The sequence below is a fragment of the Variovorax sp. W2I14 genome, from assembly GCF_050435205.1.
GTDB lineage: Bacteria > Pseudomonadota > Gammaproteobacteria > Burkholderiales > Burkholderiaceae_C > Variovorax > Variovorax paradoxus_C.
The window spans coordinates 4,580,820-4,603,615 of record NZ_JBNDJX010000001.1 but is presented as its reverse complement, the minus strand read 5'-3'; the positions used below and the strand labels follow the sequence as shown (position 1 = coordinate 4,603,615).

Genomic DNA, 22,796 nt, shown 5'->3' with positions numbered 1-22,796 from the left:
CTTCAGCCCACGGCCTGCGTGACGAGCGCGAACAGCGTCGGCCCGGCCGGCGGCACGGCGAGCGGCGCGCCGCGCACCATCGTCGTGGGCGCATCCACGCGCAGCAGGCCGATGCTTTCGAGCCATTCGGCCAGCCCGCTGTCGAAGTCGATGTCGATGCGCGTGAACTGGCCGGCATTCACGCCCGCAAGGTGCGCGATCAATGCCTTCGCGCCGTCCGCATCGGGGGCCACCACCGGACCGATGACATGGCCGCGCCCGAAGCGCCGCAGCATCGCGAAGCCGACGGGCTCGTTCTCGCGATCGAGCACCACGCAGGCATCGGCGCTTTGCAGCAGGTCGGCGATCAGCGCATTGCGCGGCATGCCGCGCGATGCCGCGTCGAGTGCCTGCAGCGCAGGCAGTTCGTTCAGGCCCGCGGGCCGAAGGCGCCAGCCCGGCTGCAACGCGACCAGCGGCGGCGACAACGCAATGCCCTGGTGCTGGCGCATCTCGCCGGTGCGCACGAAGCCCAGGCGCTCATAGAGTCCGCGCCCTTCGGCCGTCGCATGCAGCAGCACGGTGCGGTCTTCCAGGCCGTCGAGCAGCGCGGTCATCAGCCGGTGCCCGATGCGGCGGCCCTGGCAAGCGGGGGAGACGATCACCAATCCGATGGTCGCGTGGGCGGGCCCCCAGAGCCAGCGCTGGCCGGTCGCGACGATCTGGCCGTCGCGCTCGGCTGCGATTCCCTCGGCATGCGCGAACGTCTGCGCCCAGTCCGCCGGGCGATGCGGCCAGCGCAATTCGGCGGACAGTGCATGCACATGCGGCAGGTCGGCGGGCGTCATCGGTCTGAACACCACGCCGTCCATGGCGGGTGCATTCGGAATCGGATCGGGCATCGGAAAACTCTCTCTGTTGCGGTGGATTGCGCGTCCATCTTGGACGACAACGCAGCTGTGCACCAGAGCGAAACGGGCATCCACCGCAACTCGCAAGCTTCGCCTGCCGCATGCCCCGCTTTTGCAATTGCCTGCGGTGGCGCACCCGGCATACGCACACAAATGCTGCGGCAACCTGCCTAGCATCGGTCGCCATTCCCTTATGTATCGCCGCTCCTCATGCCAATGCCACACCCATGCCACGCAATGCCTCTGTCCACGCACATCCCGGTGGGCTGCTTCAGCAGTGCCAACGGCATCGGCAGGGCCTGGGATGCGAGCCAGCCGACGCGAGGCAGCGCTTCAAAAGCGTGCCGACCGGCTGTGCAGCGGCACATCAAGGTGCATGGCGGCACGCATCGAGGGCAGACCGCACGGCATGCCGTCGCCGCCCCCGCAAACCGCAGCTTCGTTGCGGCGGACATCGTTTTTCCACACATCCGTCACGCGACTGCGTGCTGCAATCACTTCGTAATGAGCTTGTCGCAATTCCCATCCATGTCCCAACTTTTTTGATCAAGGATTCGAGACCATGACCTTCCGTCCCAAATACGTGACCTTCGACTGCTACGGCACTCTCACCCGGTTCCGCATGAAGGAGATGGCCGCCGACCTCTTCGCCGACCGCATTCCGGCCGAGCGCATGGAAGAGTTCCATGCCGACTTCACCGCCTATCGCTTCGACGAGGTGCTGGGCGACTGGAAGCCCTACGAGGTGGTGCTGAAGAACGCGGTGCGGCGCCTGTGCAAGAAATGGAAGATCCAGTACTTCGACCTGGACGCGCAGAAGATCTACGACGCGGTGCCCACCTGGAGCCCGCACGATGACGTGGCGGCCGGCCTGGCAAAGGTCGCCAAGGAGATTCCGCTGGTGATCCTGTCGAACGCGTCCGACGACCAGATCCAGAAGAACGTCGCGATGCTCGGCGCGCCCTTCCACCGTGTCTACACCGCGCAGCAGGCGCAGGCCTACAAGCCGCGCCTGCAAGCCTTCGAGTACATGCTCGACTCGCTGGGCTGCAACCCGGAGGACGTGCTGCACGTGTCGTCCAGCCTGCGCTACGACCTGATGTCGGCGGACGACCTGGGCATCGTCAACAAGGTGTTCGTGAACCGCGGCCACGGCCCGGGCAACCCGGCCTATCGCTACACGGAAATCCAGGACATCGGCGGCCTTCCCGGCGTCGTCGGTCTCTGATCGCTCCGCGGCCCGCACGCCTCATCACGCCATGAAGCTCGACTCCTACTGGACCGATTCGGCGCCGGCCTTTGTCCCCGCGGCGTGCGCGCTGCCAGGGCAGGTCGACGTCGCGATCGTCGGCGGTGGCTTCACCGGCCTCTCGGCGGCGCTGGCATTCGCCCGGCGCGGTGCCCGCGTCGCGGTGCTGGAGGCCGGCGCGCGCGTGGCGGCGGAAGCGTCGGGCCGCAACGGCGGGCACGTCAACAACGGGCTGGCCGTGGACTATGCCGATGTGGCGGCCAAGGTCGGCGTTGAAAAAGCCCGCGCCTGGTACCACGCCTACGACGCCGCGGTGGACGCCGTGGCGCGGCTGGTGCGCGACGAGGAGATCGACTGCGACTTCATGCGGCACGGCAAGCTCAAGCTCGCCACGCGCGCCAGCCAGATGGACGCGCTCGAGCGCAGCGCGCAGCGGCTGGTCGGCGACGGCGTGGACACCGAGGTCGAAATCCTCGATGCGGCGCGGGTGCGCGGCGAGGTGCAGAGCGATCGCTTCCACGGCGGCCTGCTCTACAAGCGCAGCGGCCAGATGCACATGGGCCGCTTCGCCCACGGCCTGGCCACGGCCGCGCAGCGCCACGGCGCGCAGATTCATACAAGCACCGCCGTCGAACGCATCGAGCGCCTGGGCCAGGGCCATGCGCACAGGCTGCACACGGCGCGCGGCAGCGTCACCGCGCAGCAGGTGCTGCTGGCCACCGGCGCCTCGCGCCATGGCGGCTACGGCAGCTTCGGCTGGCTGCGCCGGCGCATCGTGCCGATCGGCAGCTTCATCGTGGTGACCGAGCCGCTGGGCGCCGAGCGCGCACACGCGCTGCTGGCGGCGCGGCGCACCTACACGACGGTCGCGAACATCCATCACTACTTCCGCCTCACGGCCGATCACCGGCTGGTGTTCGGCGGACGCGCGCGCTTCGCGATCTCCAGCCCGCAGTCGGATGCCGCGAGCGGCGAGATCCTGCGCGCGGGGCTGGCCGAGACCTTTCCCCAGTTGGGCGCGGTGCGCCTGGACTACTGCTGGGGTGGCCTCGTCGACATCACGCAGGACCGCCTGCCCCATGCCGGCGAGCGCAACGGCCTCTACTACGCCATGGGCTACAGCGGCCACGGCACGCAGATGTCGGTCCACATGGGCGAGCGCATGGCCGCCGTGATGAATGGCGACGCCGACGCCAACCCCTGGCGGGACCGTGCATGGCCCGCCATCCCCGGCCACTTCGGTGCGCCCTGGTTCCTGCCGGCGGTGGGCATGTACTACCGGCTCAAGGACAGACTGGCCTGAGCGCCCGCTGCCGATCTGCATTTCCCCCTTTCGATTTCTTCCACCCCACGGCCTCCCAGGAGTACCCACCATGAGCGACAGCAACAAAAAGAGCCTCGAACATCTCGTCGGCCCCGGCGAAAGCCTTCGCGTGATGGATTCGCTGAAACGCGGCGCCTCGCGGCGCGACATCCTCGCGATGCTGATGGCCGGCGGCATGCAGGCCACGCTGGCCGGCAGCCTCGCGGGCATGGCGGTGTCGGCCCATGCGCAGACGCCGCGGCGCGGCGGGCGCATTCGGGTGGCGGGCGCCACGGCCGCGGCAACCGACACGCTCGATCCGGCCAAGCAGTCGAACCAGACCGACTACTCGCGGTGCAACATGGTCTACAACGGCTTGACCTCGCTGGACGGCAGCCTCACGCCGCAACCCGCGCTGGCCGAATCGTTCACCACCAAGGACGCCAAGACCTGGGTGTTCACGCTGCGCAAGGGCGTGACTTTCCACGACGGCAAGGCCCTCTCGCCCGCTGACGTGGTGTTTTCGGTGATGCGCCACAAGGACCCGGCCACCGCGTCCAAGGCCAAGGTGCTCGCCGACCAGATCGAGAGCGTCAAGGCGACCGGCGCCAACGAGGTGACCTTCGTGCTCACGGCGCCGAACGCCGACCTGCCGGTGATCCTGGGCACCTCGCACTTCCAGATCGTCAAGGAGGGCACCACCGATTTCAACGCAGGCATCGGCACCGGCCCCTACAAGCTGAAGGAGTTCAAGCCCGGTATCCGCTCGCTGGTGGTGCGCAACGACGCCTACTGGAAACCGGGCAAGCCGTACCTGGACGAGATCGAGTTCGTGGGCATCGGCGACGAGAGCGCGCGCGTCAACGCCTTGCTGTCGGGCGGCATGGACCTGGTGGGCTCGGTCAACCCGCGCTCGGTGGACCGCGTGAAGGGAACGCCGGGCTTCGGCATCTTCGTCACGCAGTCGGGCCAGTACTCCGACCTGGTGATGCGCAAGGACGTGGGCCCCGGCGCCAACCCGGACTTCGTGCTCGGCATGAAGCACCTGTTCGACCGCGAGCAGATGAAGAAGACCATCGCGCTCGACTACGCGGTGATCGGCAACGACCAACCGATCGACCCGACCAACCGCTTCCACTTCGCCGGCCTGCCGCAGCGTTCCTTCGACCTGGACAAGGCGAAGTTCCACCTGCAGAAGTCGGGCATCACCGGCAAGGTGCCGATGGTGGCATCGCCCGCGGCGCTGTATTCGGTCGAGATGTCCCTGTTGCTGCAGCAGACCGCGCAGCGCGCCGGCCTGGAGCTCGATATCAAGCGCATGCCGGCCGACGGCTACTGGTCGAATCACTGGCTCAACAGCCACGTCGGTTTCGGCAACGTCAATCCGCGCCCGAGCGCCGACGTGCTGCTCACGCAGTTCTTCCAGTCGGGCGCGGCATGGAACGAGTCGCGCTGGAAGAGCGAGAAGTTCGACCAGCTGCTGCTCGCCTCGCGCGCCGAGACCGACCTGGCCAAGCGCAAGCAGATGTATGCCGACATGCAGACCATGATCCACCAGGACGCCGGCATCGGCATCCCGCTGTTCCTTGCGAGCATCGACGGCCACAGCGCCAAGCTCAAGGGCCTGTCGCCGATTCCGCTGGGCGGGCTCATGGGCTACAACTTCGCCGAGAACGTGTGGCTCGAGGCATGACGCGCGCAGGCCATCGCTCCATGGGGTGTTCGCCATGAACCGCGTGATCCTCAAGCTCCTCGGCCAGCGCATTGCGCTCGCGCTGCTGTCGCTGCTGGCGGTGTCGGTGGTCGTGTTCTCGATCACCGCGGTCCTGCCCGGCGATGCGGCGCAGGAGCAGCTCGGCCAGGACGCCACGCCCGAAGCGGTGGCGGCGCTCCGCGCCCAGATGGGCCTGAACGTGCCGGCGCCCGAGCGCTATGCGAAGTGGCTCTTCGGCATGCTGAAGGGCGACCCCGGCCTCTCGGCCACGACGCAGATGCCGGTGGCCGACCTGGTCGCCAGCCGCCTGCCCAACTCGCTGCTGCTGGCGGCCGTCACCGCGCTGTTCTCGGTGCCGATCGCGCTGACGCTGGGCATCGCCTCGGCGGTGTGGCGAGGCTCCTGGTTCGACCGGGCCGCCTCGACGAGCGCGGTGGCGGTGGTGTCGGTGCCCGAGTTCCTGGTCGCGACGCTCGCGGTGCTGGTGTTCGCGGTCAAGCTGCGATGGCTGCCGGCGCTTTCGTTCGTGAACGACATCGAGTCGCTGGGCCAGCTGCTGCGCGCCTTCGCCATGCCGGTGCTGGTGCTGTGCTGCGTGATCGTGGCGCAGATGATGCGCATGACGCGCGCCGCGGTCATCGACCAGCTCGAGGCGCCCTACATCGAGATGGTGCGCCTGAAGGGCGCCTCGCCGATGCGCATGGTGCTCGCGCACGCGCTGCCCAATGCGGTGGGGCCGATTGCCAACGCGGTGGCACTGAGCCTGTCGTACCTGCTGGGCGGCGTGATCATCGTGGAGACGATCTTCAACTACCCGGGCATCGCCAAGCTGATGGTCGACGGCGTCTCGCAGCGCGACATGCCGCTGGTGCAGACCTGCGCCATGATCTTCTGCTGCGCCTACCTGATCCTGGTGACGACGGCCGACATCTTCGGCATCCTCGCCAACCCGCGGCTGCGGCACCGCTGAAGGGAACACCATGGAAACCTCCACCACTTCAGCCGCCGCAAGCGCCGCGGTGCCCCCGATGCCCGCGGTGCCGGTGCCGCAGGAACGCCGGGGCCGCATGCTGCCTTGGCTCGGCGGCTTCGGCGTCTCGGGCCTGCTGGGCCTCGCGGTGCTCGTGTTCTGGCTGCTCGCGGCGCTGCTCGGTCCGTGGATGCTCTCGCACGGCACGGCCGCGATGGGCACCTCCAACGTCTTCGAGCCGATCAGCGCGGCGCATTGGCTCGGCACCGACTACCTCGGCCGCGACATGCTGGCGCTCATCATCGAGGGCGCGCGCTACACGATCGGCGTCGCGCTGCTGGCCACGCTGCTGGCCAGCGGAACCGGCACGACGCTTGCGCTGCTGGCCGCCGCCAGCGGCCGCTGGACCGATTCGGTGCTCAGCCGCGGCCTGGACACACTGACCGCCATCCCGAGCAAGATGTTCGCGCTCATCATGGTGGCGGGCTTCGGTTCGTCGGTGGCGATGCTGGTGGTCACCGCGGCCATCATCTACGTGCCCGGCGCCTACCGCATGGCGCGCTCGCTGGCCGTGAACATCAACGCGCTCGACTATGTGACCGTGGCGCGCACGCGCGGCGAAGGCACGCTCTACATCATGCTGCGCGAGATCCTGCCCAACATCCTCGGCCCGATGCTGGCCGACCTGGGCCTGCGCTTCGTCTATGTGGTGCTGCTGCTGGCGAGCCTGAGCTTCCTGGGCCTGGGCATCCAGCCGCCGGCGGCCGACTGGGGCTCGCTGGTGCGCGAGAACATCGGCGCGCTGGCCATGGGCGGCGCCTCGGTGATCGTGCCGGCGCTGGCCATCGCGAGCCTGACCATCGCGGTCAATCTGGTCATCGACAACCTGCCCGGCCGAGCCGCGCGCGAACGGGGGAAGCTCTGATGGGTGCCTCACTCACTGTCAAGGGCCTGTGCATCTGCGCGGGCACCAGCACGCTGGTCGACAACCTGAGCTTCTCGGTGCAGCCGGGCGAAGTGCTCGCGCTCATCGGCGAATCGGGCTCGGGCAAGACCACCACCGCGCTCGCGCTCATGGGCCATGCGCGCGACGGCTGCCGCATCTCGGGCGGCAGCGTGCGCATCGGCGACACCGACATGCTGGCGCTCGACGCCCGTGCGCAGCGCGCATTGCGCGGCCGCACGGTCGCCTACATCGCGCAGAGCGCGGCCGCATCGTTCAACCCGTCGCGAACGATCATGGACCAGGTGGTCGAGCCCACCGTGATCCACGGCCTGTGCAAGCGCGCCGAGGCCGAGGCCAAGGCGGTGCAGCTCTTCCGCGAACTCGCGCTGCCCGATCCGGAAGGCATCGGCGCGCGCTATCCGCACCAGGTGTCGGGCGGCCAGCTGCAGCGGCTGATGGCAGCGATGGCGCTCATCGGCGACCCCGACCTCGTGATCCTCGACGAGCCGACCACCGCGCTGGATGTGACCACGCAGATCGAGGTGCTGCGCGCCTTCCGCCGCGTGGTGCGCGAGCGCCGCGCCACCGCGGTGTACGTGAGCCACGACCTCGCGGTGGTGGCGCAGATGGCCGACCACATCCTGGTGCTGCGCAACGGCGGCATGCGCGAGCTGAACGCGACCGCGCAGATCCTCGCCGCGCCGGCCGACGACTACACCAGGAGCCTGCTGGCAGCGGCCCGGCCGGTGGTGCGCGCGTCGGCCAAGGCCGCGAACGACGATCCCGAGTTGCTGCTGGAAGTGCGCCAGCTCTCGGCCGGCTACGGACCGGTGGATGCGCAGGGGCGGCCGGCCAAGCCGATCCTGGAGAACATCGATCTCAAGCTCTACCGCGGCCAGGCCATCGGCGTGATCGGCGAATCGGGCTCGGGCAAGACCACGCTCGCGCGCGCCGTGGCGGGCCTGCTCAAGCCCAGCCACGGCAGCGTGCTGTTCCATGGCCGCGAACTGAAACCGACGCTGCAGCAGCGCGAGCGCGACGAGCTGCGCCGCATCCAGATCGTGTTCCAGATGGCCGACACGGCGCTCAATCCGTCGCAGACCATCGAGCGCATCCTGGCGCGGCCACTGCAGTTCTACAAAGGCCTGCGCGGCGAGCCGCTGCGCAAGCGCATCTGCGAGCTGCTCGACCTGGTGAAGCTGCCGCAGACCGTGGCCGGGCGCCTGCCGGGCGGCCTGTCGGGCGGGCAGAAGCAGCGCGTGAACCTGGCGCGCGCGCTGGCGGCCGATCCGGACCTCATCCTCTGCGACGAGGTGACCTCGGCGCTCGACACGGTGGTCGGCGCGGCGGTGCTCGACCTCATGGCGGAGCTGCGGCGCGAGCTGGGCGTGTCGTACCTCTTCATCAGCCACGACCTGCACACGGTGCGCGCGGTGTGCGACGAGATCGTGGTGATGCAGCACGGCAAGAAGCTCGCGCAGGTGGCGCGCGCCGACTACGACCGCGGGCCGCACCACCCCTACTACGAACTGCTCGCGCGCTCCGTTCCCGAGCTGCGCTGCGGATGGCTCGACGAGATGGACCGCGCCGTGACCGCGACTGCCACCTCCGCCGCCGCCACCATCGCCACACCATGACAAGGACCGAGATGACACCGACTTTTCGCGTTGCGCTGATCGCCGGCGACGGCATCGGCAAGGAAGTGATGCCCGAAGGCCTGCGCGTGGTGCTGGCCGCCGCGGAGCGCTTCGGCTTCGAACTCGATTGCCGCACCTTCGACTGGGCCAGCGCGGACTACTACGCCGCACACGGCCAGATGATGCCGGACGACTGGAAGGCGCAGCTCAAGGGCGTCGATGCGCTGTACTTCGGCGCCGTCGGCTGGCCCGCGACCGTGCCGGACCATGTGTCGCTCTGGGGATCGCTCTTGAAGTTCCGCCGCGAGTTCGACCAGTACATCAACCTGCGCCCGGTGCGCCTGTTCGAAGGCGTGCCCTGTCCGCTGGCCGGCCGCAAGCCCGGCGACATCGACTACCTCGTGGTGCGCGAGAACACCGAGGGCGAATACACCTCGCTCGGCGGCGTGATGTACGAAGGCACAGACCGCGAGATCGTGATCCAGGAGTCGGTGTTCTCGCGCCACGGCACCGACCGCGTGCTGCGCTACGCCTATGAGCTGGCCAACAGCCGCAAGCGCAAGCATCTCACGGTGGCCACCAAGAGCAACGGCATCGCGATCAGCATGCCCTGGTGGGACGGCCGCGCCGATGCCATCGGCAGCGAATACGCCGATGTGACGGTCGACAAGCAGCACATCGACATCCTGTCGGCGCGCTTCGTGCTGCAGCCCACGCGCTTCGATGTGGTGGTGGCGAGCAATCTGTTCGGCGACATCCTCTCGGACCTCGGGCCGGCGACCACCGGCACCATCGGCCTCGCGCCCTCGGCCAACCTCAATCCGGAGCGCAGGTTTCCGTCGCTCTTCGAGCCGGTGCACGGTTCGGCGCCCGACATCTACGGCCAGAACATCGCCAACCCGATCGCGATGATCTGGTCGGGCGCGCTGATGCTGGACTTTCTCACGCAAGGCCAGGGCGCCGGCCGCGCGGCGCACGACGCCATCCTCGGCGCGATCGAGGCGGTGCTGCGCGAAGGGCCGCGCACGCGCGACCTGGGCGGCACGGCTTCCACGACGGAACTGGGCATCGCCATTGCCGAACGCGTAGCCGCGGCCTGACGCGCAACCTGCAGACATCCCTCACCAACTTTTCGACCATGCCACTCACTCTCCAACGCCAGGACCTGCTGCCGGGCCTTCACCTCATCGGCGCCGAATGGCGCGACGCCAGCGATGCACGCCGCCTCGATGTGACCGACCCCGCCACCGACAGCGTCTTCGCGAGCGTGCCCGACGGCACGGCCGCCGATGCGCGCGCCGCGGTCGATGCGGCGCATGCGGCCTTCCCTGCCTGGCGCGCCGTGCCGGCCAAGCAGCGCGCGCGGATCCTCAAGCGCTGGAACGACCTGATGCTCCTGCACCAGGAAGACCTGGGCCGCCTGATCTCGCGCGAACAGGGCAAGCCGCTGGCCGAGGGCCGCGGTGAAGTGGCCTATGCGGCCAGCTATGTCGAGTGGTTCGCCGAAGAGGCCACGCGCGCCAACGGCGAGGTGATTCCCGCACCGGTGAGCGGCCGCCGCATGCTCGCGCTGAAGGAGCCCGTGGGCGTGGTCGCCGCGATCACGCCGTGGAATTTTCCGGCCGCGATGATCGCGCGCAAGATCGCCCCCGCGCTCGCTGCGGGCTGCACCGTGGTCTGCAAGCCGGCCGAAGACACGCCGCTGACGTCGCTCGCGCTCGTGAAGCTGGCCCAGGAAGCGGGCGTGCCGGCCGGCGTGCTCAACATCGTCACCGCCTCGCGCGAACGCACGCCCGAGGTGGTCGATGTGTGGCTGGCCGATGCGCGCGTGCGCAAGATCAGCTTCACCGGCTCGACACCCGTGGGCAAGCACCTCGCGCGCGCCTCGGCCGATACGTTGAAGAAGTTGTCGCTCGAACTCGGCGGCAACGCGCCCTTCATCGTGTTCGAAGACGCCGACATCGATGCCGCGGTGGAAGGCCTGATGGCCGCCAAGTTCCGCAACGGCGGCCAGACCTGCGTGTGCCCGAACCGTGTGTTCGTGCAGGCCAGGGTGCACGACGCCTTCGTCGACAAGCTGGCGGCGCGCGTCGGCGCGCTTCAGGTCGGCCCGGCCACCGAAGCCGATTCGCAGATCGGGCCGATGATCAACGCGCGCGCAGTAGACAAGATGGAGCGCCACGTGCGCGATGCCGTGTCCCGCGGCGCGCGCATCGCGGTCGGCGGCGAGCGGTTGCGTTCGGCGCGCTGCGACGGCCCCAACTACTACGCGCCGACCGTGCTGGTGAATGCCGACGCCAGCATGGAATGCAGCTGCGAGGAGACCTTCGGGCCGGTGGTTCCGGTCACGCGCTTCGAGACCGAGGCCGAGGTGATTGCCGCCGCCAACGACACGCCCTTCGGCCTCGCCTCCTACTTCTATTCGACCGACGCGCGCCGCATCTGGCGCGTGACCGAGGCGCTCGAATCGGGCATCGTCGGCGTCAACGAAGGCGCACTGGCCGCCGAGGCGGCGCCCTTCGGCGGCGTGAAGGAATCGGGCTACGGGCGCGAAGGCTCGGTGCATGGCCTGGACGACTACATGCACATCAAGTACGTGTGCCAGGGGCAGCTTTAACGGCGCATCGTTTCGCCCTGGTTGCGTCGAGAAAACCCAACCGTGGGCTACCGAACCAGCCGGTGGACCGCACCTCCTTCTCGACGCGCCAACGGCCACCGCACGATCCATCAGCGCACGCCCGCAAAGACATATTTCCCGCTGTTATCGACCGATGGTTCAGCATCAACGCAGCCGGAATTTTTCTAGCATTGGTTCACCATCCAACCAACGCGAACAGGGTTCCACATGTCCAAGCTTCTTGTCCCATTCAACCTCGACCAGCTCGGCGAACCGCGTGAATACCGGCCGCCGGCGGAACGCGTCATCGAGGGCGATGTCGTATGCCGCAACTGGGACGTCGACAGTGCGAAAGACGGCAAGGTCCGCGCGGGTGTGTTCGAGTCGACCGTTGGCGTCAATCACTCCATCAAGGGAGAAACGTGGGAGTTCTGCCTGATCCTTTCGGGCGTGGTGGAGATCACGGAGCAGGGCCAGCCCCCGTCGACCTACAAGGCCGGCGACTGCTTCATCATGAAGCCGGGCTATGTCGGCACGTGGCGCACCATCGAAACCGTCCGCAAGGTGTGGGTCATGGCTTGACCGGAAAGCGCCGTGATGACAACTGAACCACTCATGAACGACGCCCGCTTCTACATCGATGGGTGCTGGCAAGGCCGCACCGATGTCGCGAGCATTGCGGTCGTCGATCCGTTTACCGAACAGATCATCGGGCACGTTGCAGCGGGCTCGTCGACGGATGTGGACCTGGCTGTCGCCGCGGCCCGGCGCGCTTTCGAGACGTTCTCACGCAGCACCGTGGACGAGCGGCTTGCGCTGCTGCGGCGAATCCTGGCGCTGCTGGAAGAACGCGCGGAGTTGTTCGCGCAAGCCATCGTGGCGGAGATGGGTGCGCCCATCGGATTCGCCAGGGCCGCCCATGTGCCCTTCGGCATCGCGCATGTTCGCGCGCAGATGGAAGTGCTTCAGCGCTACAAGTTTTTTTCCCTGGATGGCAGCACCGCCATTTCGAAAGAGCCGATCGGCGTGTGTGCACTGATCACGCCATGGAACTGGCCGCTCTATCAGATCACCGCCAAGGTCGCGCCGGCGATCGCCGCGGGCTGCACGGTCGTCCTGAAGCCCAGTGAGTTGTCGCCCTACAGTGCGCAGCTTTTCGCGCAGGTAATGCACGACGCCGGCACGCCGGCCGGCGTCTTCAACCTGGTCGGGGGCAGGGGAGAGGTGGTCGGTGCGGCGCTGGCCGCGCACCCCGATGTCGACATGATCTCCATCACCGGCTCGACGCGCGCCGGTGTGCTCGTGGCCCAGGCCGCTGCGGTGACGGTGAAACGCGTCGTGCAGGAACTGGGCGGCAAGTCGCCGAACCTGTTTCTGGACGACGCCGATTTCGAACAAGGCGTGGCCAAGGGCGTGCTGGCGGGAATGCGCAACGCGGGCCAATCGTGCAGCGCGCCGACACGGATGCTGGTGCCCGCGTCGCGGCTGGCCGAGGTGGAAGCATTGGCACGAGCGGCGGTGGCGGGCATCGCGGTGGGCGATCCGCACGACGAAAAGACGTCGATGGGTCCGATTGCAAACGCCGCGCAGTTTGCGAGGGTGCAAGAGATGATCGCCAGCGGAATCGAAGAGGGCGCCAAGCTCGTCTGCGGCGGTCCGGGCCGGCCCGCCGGCTTGACGCATGGCTACTTTGCACAGCCGACCGTGTTCTCCAACGTGACGCCCGACATGAGGGTGGCGCGGGAAGAAATATTCGGCCCCGTGCTGGTCATCATTCCGTATCGGGACGAGCAAGAGGCCATTGCGATTGCGAACGACACGGTCTATGGCCTCGGCGCCAGCGTGCAGTCCGGCGACCGGGAGCGAGCGCAGCGCGTAGCCAGGCAAATTCGCGCCGGCCAGGTGCACATCAACTATCCGGCGTGGAACAGCCATGCGCCGTTCGGCGGATACAAGCGGTCGGGCAATGGCCGCGAATACGGCGTCCATGGGCTCGAGGAGTACCTCGAAACCAAGGCCATCCTCGGCTATTGACCTTGCTTCCAAGAAACGAGGAAGCGAGGAAGCGGCGTCACGCGAAACCAAACCTGTCCTCCAGTTTTCACTGAACTTTCACCGGTATCACAAGCATGCCCGCACCTCTAGTTTCCGTCGAGTCCAGTCCAGAACTGCCGACGCACGCCGACGTTGTCGTGATCGGCGGCGGCATCATCGGCGTCTTTGCCGCGTACTACATGGCCAAGCGCGGGATGAAGGTCGCGCTCGTCGAAAAAGGACGTGTCGGCGCCGAGCAATCGAGCCGCAACTGGGGTTGGTGCCGTCAGCAGAACCGCGACGCCCGCGAGTTGCCGATGGCCACGAAGAGCCTGGACCTGTGGGAGCAGTTCGCCGCGGAAACCGGCGAGGTCACGGGGTTCCAGAGATGCGGGTTGCTGTACCTCAGCAACAGCGAGAAGGAGCTGGACGGTTGGGCGCGCTGGGGAGAATTTGCGCGCACCGTCGATGTGAAAACCCACATGCTGACGGCCGACGAGGCGGCTCGACACGGCCGGGCCAGCGGCAAGCCCTGGAAGGGCGGCGTCTTCTCGCCGACCGACGGCACCGCGGACCCTTCGCGAGCGGCCCCCGCCGTGGCGCGGGCCCTGATGAAGCTCGGCGGCACGATTCACCAGGGCTGCGCGGCGCGAGGTATCGAGACCGAAGGCGGGCGCCTGTCGGCCGTGGTCACCGAGCGCGGAACCATCCGCACCAAGGTCGCGGTGCTCGCCGGCGGCGCCTGGGCATCGTCGTTCTGCCGCCAATACGGCATCCGGTTTCCGCAGGCATCGATCCGCCAGACGATGCTGTCGGTTGCCACGGGCAGCAAGGAGATTCCGCCTGCGCTCCACACGACCGGCGTTTCCATGACGCGGCGCATGAACGGCGGATACGCGATCGCCATCAGCGGTCGTGGTCGCGTGGATCCGACGCTGCAGCTCTTGCGTTTTGCACCGCAGTTCCTGCCGATGTTCCAGCGGCGATGGCGCAATCTCGCGCCCGGCGGACTCGAAGGCGTCCGCTCGGGCCATGAAGCCTGGTCCCGCTGGCGGCTCGACAAGCCGACGCCGATGGAGCGGATGCGCGTGCTCGATCCGAAGGCGGACGCATCGGCTGTTCGCCTCACGTACAAGCGCGCCGTCGAACTGATGCCGACGCTGAAGGGGAGTTCGGTCACCGCATCCTGGGCCGGCTATGTGGACAGCACGCCCGACGGTGTGCCGGGCATCGGCGAGATCACGAACCTGCCCGGGCTCGTGCTGGCGGCAGGGTTCAGCGGCCATGGCTTCGGTATCGGTCCAGGGGCCGGGCACCTGATCGCCGACATCGTCAGCGGTGCAGAACCCCTTGTCGACCCGCGCCCGTATCACCCGGACCGATTCCTGTCTTCGGCCTGGGGCAAGGTTTCGGATTTCTAGACCACGCCATGACGCTCGACCCCTCTCGTGGGCTGCACCCACCAGCGCACAAGACGACGCCGCACCTGATCGCGCTGCGCGCCGATCATTTGCCGGACGCGGTCGAACAATCGGCCGCACTGGGATGGCCGTACCGGGAAGCCGACTGGCGCTTCGCCTTCGATCTCGGCAGCGGCTTCGCGGCGGAAGTCGACGGCCGCCTGGTCGCCACGGCGCTGTGGTGGCCCTATGGACAGACCCATGCCTCGATGGGCATGGTCATCGTCGATCCGGGCATGCAGGGCCGCGGCCTCGGGCGGGCCTTGATGGAAAAGCTGCTCGACGAGGCGCGCGATCGCACGGTGTTCCTGAACGCCACCCAGGAAGGCCTTCCGCTCTATACACAGCTCGGATTCGTCGCGCGCGGGCAGGTGTTTCAGCATCAGGCCGTACTGCCCGCGGAAACCGTTCTTGCCACGACGCCGGCGAGCGTGCGCCCCCTGCGAGCCGCAGACGACGAGAGCGTGCGCCGCTTGGACCTGGCCGCCACGGGGATGGACCGGACTGCATTGCTGAATGCGCTGTTCGCGGCCGGGACGACGATGGTCGTCGATCACGGTGCCGGTGTGTCGGCCTACGCCTGCGCCAGGGAATTCGGGCGTGGCGTGGTGATCGGCCCGGTGGTCGCATCGGGCGTAGACAGTGCGGCGGACGCGATGGATCTCATCGCCGCACTGGCTGGCCGAACCCGCGGCCGGTTCCTTCGCATCGACGTGACCGGGAGCAGCGGTCTCTCTGCTTGGCTGAGCGACATGGGGCTGCCCTGCGTCGGCCATGCGGTGCCCATGGTGCGCGACATCCAGGCTCGGGTCATCGGTGCAAATGCAGAAGCAGATGCGGATGCGGACGCGCGCCTGTTCGCCCTTTCCAACCAGTCGTTCGGCTGACGCCGCGACCCACCTCGCAAATTCGTCCCGGAGACGATGAAAGTTTGTCCATGAAGCTGATGCCCTACTGGCTCGATACCGCGCCCAGGTTCACCGCCGCACAGACCGAAGCGCCCAGCGGCGACGTCGATGTGGCGGTGGTCGGTGCAGGCTTTACCGGGTTGTCCGCGGCCATCGCGCTCGCCAAGAAGGGTGCGAGCGTTGCGGTGTTCGACGCCAGCACCGTGGGCAGTGCCGCGTCCGGCCGCAACGGCGGCATGTGCAACAACGGCTTCGCACAGGACTACGTCGCGTTGTCGGGCGGGCTCGGACGAGAGCGCGCCAACATGCTCTATCGCGCCTTCGACGCGGGTGTGTGCAAGGTGGAATCGCTGATCGCGGAGGAAGGCATCGACTGCGACTTCAAGCGCGTCGGCAAGCTCAAGCTCGCTGCCAAGCCGGAGCACTACGACAAGCTGGCCCGCGCGCAGGCACTGATGGAGAAGGAGTGCGATCCGGACACCCACATGGTCACGCGGGCGGACCTGCGCAGCGAGATCGGGTCGGATCGGTATTTCGGCGGCATGGTCTTCGGCAAGAGCGCCGGCATGCACGTGGGCCGCTATGGCCACGGGCTTGCCGTCGCGGCAGCCAGGCGCGGCGTGCGCATCTACGAGAACGCGCCAGTCGTCGGCCTGCAGCGCCAGGGCGGTTCGGTGCATCAGGTCGAAACCCCCAACGGCAGCGTTCGCGCCAAGCAGGTGCTGCTCGCGACCGGAACGTCGGCCATAGGGCCGTTGGCATGGTTCCGCCGCCGCATCGTGCCCGTGGGGGCATTCATCATCGTGACCGAGCCGCTGTCGGTCGAAGTGCTCGACCGGCTCACGCCGCGGCGCCGAATGACGACGGACACGAAGAACTTCGTCAACTACTTCCGCGTCACGCCGGACAACCGCCTGCTGTTCGGCGGCCGCGCGCGTTTTGCGGCATCCAACCCCGCGTCGGACATGAAGAGCGGTGCCATCCTGCAACGGTCGCTCGTGGAAGTTTTCCCCGAGCTGAAAGACACCCGCATCGACTACTGCTGGGGCGGCATGGTCGACATGACACGCGACCGCCTGCCGCGCGCCGGCGAGCGCAACGGCCTTTTCTATTCCATGGGCTACAGCGGGCATGGAACGCACATGTCGACCTACATGGGCGCGGTCATGGCGGAAGTGCTGGATGGCCGCGCCGACCTGAACCCCTGGCGTGATTTCGACTGGCCTGCGATTCCGGGCCATTTCGGCAAGCCATGGTTTCTTCCCATCGTCGGGGCGTATTACCGCTTTCAGGATCTGGTGCGCTGAGCGGATTCGGCGACGCGAACAGGCGTCGGCGAGATTCAAGATGGCGACAGCAGGTTTGCGCGAGGCGCGCCCATCGGCGTGTCTTGCGTGGCAAAGCGAATGATGGTTCTGCCGCCAAGTCAGCGTTCGGTACGCGGCAACCCGAAGAACAGCGCCGCCAAAAATGCCAGGCCGCTCGCGCATTGACCAAGAATCTGCTCGGTATCCACAGCGATATGGCATCTCCTGCAGAGGGGGCAAACCTAGACTTGTTTCCTCTCAACGCAGCAGGTCTACCGATGATCTTCAAACCCAAATTCATCAGCTTCGATTGCTATGGCACGCTCATCAATTTCGAGATGGGCCCGACGGCAAAGGTCTTGTTCAAGGACCGCGTTCCAGCCGACCGGATGCCGGCATTCCTGGACAGTTTCAAGGCCTACCGCCTCGACGAGGTGCTGGGCGACTGGAAGCCTTTTTTCGACGTGGTGCAAAACGCCATCCAGCGCACCTGCAAGGCGCACGGCATCGAATGCCTGGCATCGGATGCAGTCGCCTTGTACGCCGCGGTGCCGACCTGGCAGCCGCATCCGAACGTGATCGAAGTGCTGGAGGCGATTGCGCCGCATGTGCCGCTGGTGATTTTGTCGAATTCGATGGTCGACCTCATTCCCCACAGCATCGCGCACCTCAAGGCGCCTTTCCACGCGGTCTACACCGCCGAGGAAGCGCGCGCCTACAAGCCGCGCATGCAAGCCTTCGAGCACATGTTCGACCGACTGGGATGCGGGCCCGACCGCATGATGCATGTCTCCTCGAGCTTCCGGTACGACCTGATGACGGCGTCCGATCTCGGCTTCATGGCCAAGGCCTTCATCGACCGGGGCCATGAGCCCCCGTCGACCGAATACGGCGTGAACCGCCTGACAGACGTTCGCCAGCTTCCCGCACTGCTCGGACTCTGATGGCCAGCCTCGACTCCTCCCCTGGCCGCCAGGGAGCGGTGCCCGAAGATCGCCCGGGCGAGGCCGCCGAACTGGGCACCGCAGTGCCCGACCTGGCGCCGGCCGAGGTCCAGGCGCTGGTGGCGCATCTCTACGGCATGGATGTCGGCGTGAAGGCACTGGCCGGCGAGCGCGACCAGAACTGCGCGCTGGAATCCTCGGACGGCGCGCGCTACGTGTTCAAGATCAGCAACCCTTCGGAGCCGGTGTCGCTGGTCGATTTCCAGATCGCCGCCATCGAGCACATCGCGCGCACCTCGCCCGGCCAGCCGGTCCCCCGCGTCGTGCGAATGCTCGATGGACGTGCGCGCGGCACCGTGGCGCTCGCCGACGGCACCCCCACCACCGTGCGCATGCTCACCTACCTGGAGGGCGTCCAGATCCGCGAGACGCCGCGCACCGCCGCCCAGCGCATGGCGATGGGCAAGGGCCTCGCCGAACTGAACCTTGCCTTGCGGGACTTCACGCATCCCGCGGCCACGCACGATCTGCTGTGGAACGTGTCGGCAGCACACCGGCTGACCGTGCAGCTCGACAGCCTGGCCGAAGAACCGCGGCGTGCGCTGGCCCGGTCGTTCATGGCGCGCTTCACCGCGCATGTGCTGCCTCGCCTCGCATCGCTCCGGGCGCAGGTGATCCACAACGACTACCACCTCTACAACGTGCTGGTCGCGCCCGATGACCCGGCGCGCATCACCGGCATCATCGATTTCGGCGACATGCTCCATGCGCCGCTGGTGGGCGAGGTGGCGACGGCTGCCGCCTTCCACATGACCGGCAGCGCGGATCCGTTCGAAGGGCCGGCGCAGTTCGTCGGCGCCTACCAGTCCGTGCTGCCGCTGACCGCGCCGGAGCAGGAAGTCGTGGCCGACCTCATGGCGACGCGCCATCTCATCACTGCGTTGATCTCGGAGTGGCGCGCCCTGCGCTATCCCGAAAACCGCGCCTACATCCTGCGGCACAACCCCGCGGCCTGGGAGGGGCTGGCGCAGATGGCAGACCTCTCCCGCCACGAAGCGCGCGACCGCTTGCTGACCCCCACACGAACCGGAACCTCCTCATGAAAACCACTGCCGACTTCAACATGGTCAACGCCTACATTCCCGGCCGCGCCAACGTCGGGCCCGCCACCGAGGCGATGATCGAGCGGCGCAATGCGCTGCTCGGCCCGGCCTACCGGCTGATGTATGAACACCCGCTGCACATCGTGCGCGGCGACGGCGTCTGGTTGATGGACCCGGAAGGCCGCCGCTACCTCGACGTCTACAACAACGTCACCTCGCTCGGCCACTGCCACCCCGCGGTGACCGAGGCGATCTGCCGCCAGGTGCAGACGCTCGCGACCAACACGCGGTACCTGCACGACACCATCCTCGCGCTGGCCGAACGCCTGATCGCCAGCGTGCCCGGCACGGACCTGGCCCACCTGATGCTCACCTGCACCGGCAGCGAGGCCAATGACCTGGCCTACCGCATCGCCAAGGTGCGCACGGGCGGCACGGGTGTGATCGTGACCGACACGGCCTATCACGGCATCACCGACGCGGTGTCGCAGTTCTCGCCATCGCTCGGCGTGACGGTCGCCCTCGGCCCGCACGTTCGGCTGGTGCCGGCGCCGCGCCTGTACCACGCCGAAGGCGCCGACCTGGGAGAGCGCTTCACGCGCGACGTGGAGGCAGCGATTGCCGACCTGCAGCGGCACGGCATCAAGCCGGCAGCCCTGATCGTCGATTCGCTTTTCACCAGCGACGGCATCCTGCCCGAGCCCGCGGGCTTCCTGAAGGGAGCGGTCGAGGCGATCAAGCGCGCCGGTGGCCTCTTCATTGCCGACGAGGTGCAGCCAGGCTTCGGCCGGACCGGCGAGCACATGTGCGGCTTCCAGCGCCATGGCGTCGTTCCCGACATCGTCACGCTGGGTAAGCCGATGGGCAACGGCCAGCCGATCGCGGGGCTTCTTGCGACCGCCGACGCGCTGGCGGAATTCGGCAAGCACTCGCGCTACTTCAACACCTTCGCCGGCAACACGGTCTCTTGCGCGGCCGCGCTGGCGGTGCTGGAGACCATCGAACGGGAGCGGCTGTTGCCGCACGCCGCCCAGGTCGGCAAGTTGCTGCGCGACGGCATCGCCGGCCTCGCCGCAAGGCACGAGGCCATCGGCGACGTGCGCGGCGCGGGGCTCTTCGTGGGCGTTGAACTCGTATCGGACCGCGCGACACGCGCGCCGGATCGCGGCCTCACCAGCCGGGTGGTCAACCTGATGCGCGACAAGGGCGTGCTGCTCAGTGCCTGCGCGCAGGGGCACAACGTGCTCAAGATCCGCCCGCCGCTGGTGCTGTCGGCGGAGCAGGCGGGCATGGTGATCGAAGCGCTCGACGCCTCGCTCGCCGAGGCGCAGCGCACGCCGCAAGCGTCGGCTTGAACGTACGATGGCGCGATGAGATCCGCAGTTTCCTTCGACCGGTTCGACCTCAAGATCCTTGTGCATCTTCAGCGCGAGGGGCGCTGCTCGAACGTCGACCTGGCCGAGTCTGTGGGCCTGAGCCCGAGCCCGTGCCTGCTGCGCACCAAGCGGCTGCAGGAGACCGGGCTGATCCGCGGCTACGGCGCCGACATCGCGCTGGAAAAGCTGGGCGACCACGTCATCGTGTTCTCGGAGGTCACCATCGGCAGTCACCGCCCGCACGATTTCCGCAAGTTCGAGGAGGCCGCCGCGAAGTACGAGGAAATCGTCGAGTGCTACAACGTCAGCGGCGGCTACGACTACCTGCTGAAGATCGTGGCGCCGGGCATCGGCTACTTCCAGGCGGTGATGGACAAGATGCTGGAAGAAGACATCGGCATCGAACGCTTCGCCAGCCGGATCGTCCTTCGCCACTCGATGGGACGGCGTGGATATCCGCTGGGCATCATCGCGACGCAAAAGCGGTGGGAGTGAGGTTGTGGGTCTCACGCCCGATGCGAGGAGTGGCAGGATCGCACCGTGCGCCTCTTCATCGCTGGGCTCGACGTTGTTCAGCTTGCCGGATCTTTGCTTCACATCACGGTCTGGGGCAGTGTCCTGTTTGATATCGGCGGCGTTTTGAATGGGGAGGCGTGCAGTTGGAACAGTGCGCATCCCGACCATGATTTCACTCGCTTGCCCTGCGGTTCTTTTTGAGGCCAGTAAAGTACCGGGCAACTTTTTGAACTCTGCTTGTCTGCTTTGAACTCCACCAGCCTCGACCTCATTCATTTCGATGCCGCCATCGTCGACCTCGACGGCACCATGGTCGACACGCTTGGCGATTTCGCCGAATCCCTGAACCGCATGCTGCGCGACCTCGACCTGCCGCCGGTGGCGCCCGCCGCCATCGAACGGATGGTGGGCAAGGGGTCCGAGCACCTGATTCACTCGGCGCTCGTGCATGTGATGACGCCAGCCGGGGCGGTCGATATCCAGGCCAGGGCACAGGCGCTCTTCGAGCGCGCCTGGGACCGCTACCAGCACCACTACCTGGCGATCAACGGCCAGCACTCGGCGCTGTACCCGGGGGTGATCGCGGGGCTGGAGGCGTTGCGCGCGCGGGGCTTGCGGCTGGCCTGCCTCACCAACAAGCCGACCTCGTTCGCCAGACCGCTGCTGGCCGCGAAAGGTCTGGATGGCTTTTTCGAGCTGGTGTTCGGCGGCGATGCCTTCGAGCGCAAGAAGCCCGATCCGCTGCCGCTGTTGAAGACCTGCGAGGCGCTGGGCACGGTGCCGGCGCGCACGTTGATGGTCGGCGACTCGAGCAACGATGCGCGCGCCGCAAGGGCCGCCGGTTGCCCGGTCGTGCTCGTGACCTACGGCTACAACCACGGCGAGCCGGTGCGCGGCGTGGATGCGGACGGCTTCGTGGATTCGCTGGCCGATCTCTAGCCTCCGGCGGCTAGGAGGTCTTGCCGAGCAGTGCGTCCTTCAGCTTCCAGTCCGCGGGGCTCGGGCCGAGCCAGATGCGCAGCAGCGCGTTGAAGAAGGCCGGCTCCTTCACCGGATCGGGCTGCGGCACGCCGCGCACCGTGATCACCGTGCCGGTGCCGGGCAGCCAGTCGATGGTGAAGGTGTCGCCGGTCTTCAACTGCTTCTGGTCCGCGAACATCTGGCCCATGCGCAGCAGGCCCGGAATGAGGTTGACCATTTCGCTCTTCGGCGAGTTCTCTTCCACACCCTTGGTGAAGAGCTTGCCCAGTTCGTTGGCGTCGATGTCGCGCAGCATCGTGATCGCCACGCGCTTGGGGCCGGGGGCGGCCAGCGCCTCTTCGGGAGTGGACACCTTCTTGCCGACATACAGGCCGGCCGTGTAGACCTTGAAGATCGCCTTGAAGCGAACGCCCGCGCCGTTGAGCTGCAGCGGGGTGCCGCGCAGGTCGAGGTGGTCTTCCAGCTTGACGCCGGCGACATCCACTTGCGCAGCCGAGGCGCCGAGCGCCGACGCCAGGCAGGCCAGCAGGGCGAGACGCGAGAACACCTTGGGGATCGAGAGTGCGGGCAAGTGGAGCCTCCTTGAATTTGCGAACGGTCGTGCGAATGTATCTTTTCGTGTTAACGCCAAGGCTTCGGGGGAACCCTGAAACCGGCTTTATTGCTCAATCGGCCGTTTTCGTGGGCTAAACTCCCGCTTCCATGTTCGTTCATCACATCAATCAAACAGGTGAAGGCAGCCGGGGAGCCTGGCCCTGGCGTAGCCATACTTCGCTGACTGTTTGATTGCACGGCGCACGCCGTGCGCCCGCGGCGCCGGATCGATCCCCTCGACTCCGGG

21 protein-coding genes are annotated in these 22,796 nt (G+C 67.4%); 19 read left to right on the top strand and 2 right to left on the bottom strand.

Going from position 1 to position 22,796, the window contains the following annotated elements; all coding sequences use genetic code 11:
- Positions 1 to 2: 2 nt before the first annotated feature.
- Entirely contained in the window at positions 3 to 881 is an 879-nt protein-coding gene (locus QF040_RS21645) for a GNAT family N-acetyltransferase (RefSeq protein ID WP_429612748.1), read from the bottom strand.
- Positions 882 to 1,452: 571 nt separating this feature from the next.
- Between QF040_RS21645 and QF040_RS21640 the strand changes: the two genes are divergently transcribed.
- The 19 genes from QF040_RS21640 (at position 1,453) to QF040_RS21550 (ending at position 21,913) form a co-directional block, all read left to right on the top strand.
- Positions 1,453 to 2,118 (top strand): haloacid dehalogenase type II, encoded by a 666-nt coding sequence (locus tag QF040_RS21640; RefSeq protein ID WP_306881823.1) that lies wholly within the window; start codon positions 1,453 to 1,455, stop codon positions 2,116 to 2,118.
- Positions 2,119 to 2,149: 31 nt separating this feature from the next.
- On the top strand, positions 2,150 to 3,442 hold the full coding sequence (locus QF040_RS21635; protein ID WP_429612747.1) for an NAD(P)/FAD-dependent oxidoreductase: 1,293 nt from the start codon (positions 2,150 to 2,152) through the stop codon (positions 3,440 to 3,442).
- Positions 3,443 to 3,512: 70 nt separating this feature from the next.
- Positions 3,513 to 5,135 (top strand): ABC transporter substrate-binding protein, encoded by a 1,623-nt coding sequence (locus tag QF040_RS21630; RefSeq protein WP_429612746.1) that lies wholly within the window; start codon positions 3,513 to 3,515, stop codon positions 5,133 to 5,135.
- A 34-nt stretch (positions 5,136 to 5,169) separates the two neighbouring features.
- Complete coding sequence (locus QF040_RS21625; protein WP_429612745.1) at positions 5,170 to 6,126, top strand: ABC transporter permease; 957 nt, start codon at positions 5,170 to 5,172, stop codon at positions 6,124 to 6,126.
- A 10-nt stretch (positions 6,127 to 6,136) separates the two neighbouring features.
- Complete coding sequence (locus tag QF040_RS21620; RefSeq protein WP_429612744.1) at positions 6,137 to 7,051, top strand: ABC transporter permease; 915 nt, start codon at positions 6,137 to 6,139, stop codon at positions 7,049 to 7,051.
- Positions 7,051 to 8,709, top strand: coding sequence for an ABC transporter ATP-binding protein (locus tag QF040_RS21615; RefSeq protein WP_429612743.1), 1,659 nt, complete (start codon positions 7,051 to 7,053; stop codon positions 8,707 to 8,709). Before QF040_RS21620 ends, QF040_RS21615 begins: the two co-directional genes overlap by 1 nt.
- Before the next feature lie 11 nt (positions 8,710 to 8,720).
- Complete coding sequence (locus QF040_RS21610) at positions 8,721 to 9,809, top strand: tartrate dehydrogenase (RefSeq protein ID WP_429612742.1); 1,089 nt, start codon at positions 8,721 to 8,723, stop codon at positions 9,807 to 9,809.
- A gap of 38 nt (positions 9,810 to 9,847) precedes the next feature.
- Positions 9,848 to 11,326 (top strand): NAD-dependent succinate-semialdehyde dehydrogenase, encoded by a 1,479-nt coding sequence (locus QF040_RS21605; protein ID WP_429612741.1) that lies wholly within the window; start codon positions 9,848 to 9,850, stop codon positions 11,324 to 11,326.
- A 228-nt stretch (positions 11,327 to 11,554) separates the two neighbouring features.
- The gene (locus tag QF040_RS21600; protein WP_429612740.1) at positions 11,555 to 11,908 is read left to right on the top strand and encodes a cupin domain-containing protein; all 354 of its coding nucleotides are present in this window, start codon (positions 11,555 to 11,557) and stop codon (positions 11,906 to 11,908) included.
- A 33-nt stretch (positions 11,909 to 11,941) separates the two neighbouring features.
- On the top strand, positions 11,942 to 13,360 hold the full coding sequence (locus tag QF040_RS21595) for an aldehyde dehydrogenase family protein (RefSeq protein ID WP_429612739.1): 1,419 nt from the start codon (positions 11,942 to 11,944) through the stop codon (positions 13,358 to 13,360).
- 95 nt (positions 13,361 to 13,455) lie between these two features.
- Positions 13,456 to 14,781: an NAD(P)/FAD-dependent oxidoreductase gene (locus QF040_RS21590; RefSeq protein WP_307512394.1), complete on the top strand. Its 1,326-nt coding sequence runs from the start codon at positions 13,456 to 13,458 to the stop codon at positions 14,779 to 14,781.
- A gap of 8 nt (positions 14,782 to 14,789) precedes the next feature.
- Positions 14,790 to 15,707: a GNAT family N-acetyltransferase gene (locus tag QF040_RS21585; protein ID WP_429612738.1), complete on the top strand. Its 918-nt coding sequence runs from the start codon at positions 14,790 to 14,792 to the stop codon at positions 15,705 to 15,707.
- Positions 15,708 to 15,757: 50 nt separating this feature from the next.
- Positions 15,758 to 17,035, top strand: coding sequence for an NAD(P)/FAD-dependent oxidoreductase (locus tag QF040_RS21580; RefSeq protein ID WP_429612737.1), 1,278 nt, complete (start codon positions 15,758 to 15,760; stop codon positions 17,033 to 17,035).
- A gap of 278 nt (positions 17,036 to 17,313) precedes the next feature.
- Positions 17,314 to 17,979, top strand: a complete 666-nt coding sequence (locus tag QF040_RS21575; protein WP_429614681.1) for a haloacid dehalogenase type II — start codon at positions 17,314 to 17,316, stop codon at positions 17,977 to 17,979.
- Positions 17,979 to 19,082, top strand: a complete 1,104-nt coding sequence (locus tag QF040_RS21570) for a phosphotransferase (protein ID WP_429612736.1) — start codon at positions 17,979 to 17,981, stop codon at positions 19,080 to 19,082. The genes QF040_RS21575 and QF040_RS21570 overlap by 1 nt, the downstream gene beginning before the upstream one ends.
- Entirely contained in the window at positions 19,079 to 20,437 is a 1,359-nt protein-coding gene (locus QF040_RS21565) for an aspartate aminotransferase family protein (protein WP_429612735.1), read from the top strand. The genes QF040_RS21570 and QF040_RS21565 overlap by 4 nt, the downstream gene beginning before the upstream one ends.
- A gap of 15 nt (positions 20,438 to 20,452) precedes the next feature.
- Positions 20,453 to 20,953 (top strand): Lrp/AsnC family transcriptional regulator, encoded by a 501-nt coding sequence (locus tag QF040_RS21560; RefSeq protein WP_013539092.1) that lies wholly within the window; start codon positions 20,453 to 20,455, stop codon positions 20,951 to 20,953.
- 45 nt (positions 20,954 to 20,998) lie between these two features.
- Positions 20,999 to 21,175, top strand: coding sequence for a hypothetical protein (locus QF040_RS21555; RefSeq protein WP_429612734.1), 177 nt, complete (start codon positions 20,999 to 21,001; stop codon positions 21,173 to 21,175).
- A 45-nt stretch (positions 21,176 to 21,220) separates the two neighbouring features.
- Positions 21,221 to 21,913, top strand: a complete 693-nt coding sequence (locus QF040_RS21550; RefSeq protein WP_429612733.1) for a phosphoglycolate phosphatase — start codon at positions 21,221 to 21,223, stop codon at positions 21,911 to 21,913.
- A gap of 10 nt (positions 21,914 to 21,923) precedes the next feature.
- On the opposite strand, the gene QF040_RS21545 is transcribed toward QF040_RS21550, so the two are convergent.
- On the bottom strand, positions 21,924 to 22,526 hold the full coding sequence (locus QF040_RS21545; RefSeq protein WP_429612732.1) for a chalcone isomerase family protein: 603 nt from the start codon (positions 22,524 to 22,526) through the stop codon (positions 21,924 to 21,926).
- Between the last annotated feature and the right edge of the window lie 270 nt (positions 22,527 to 22,796).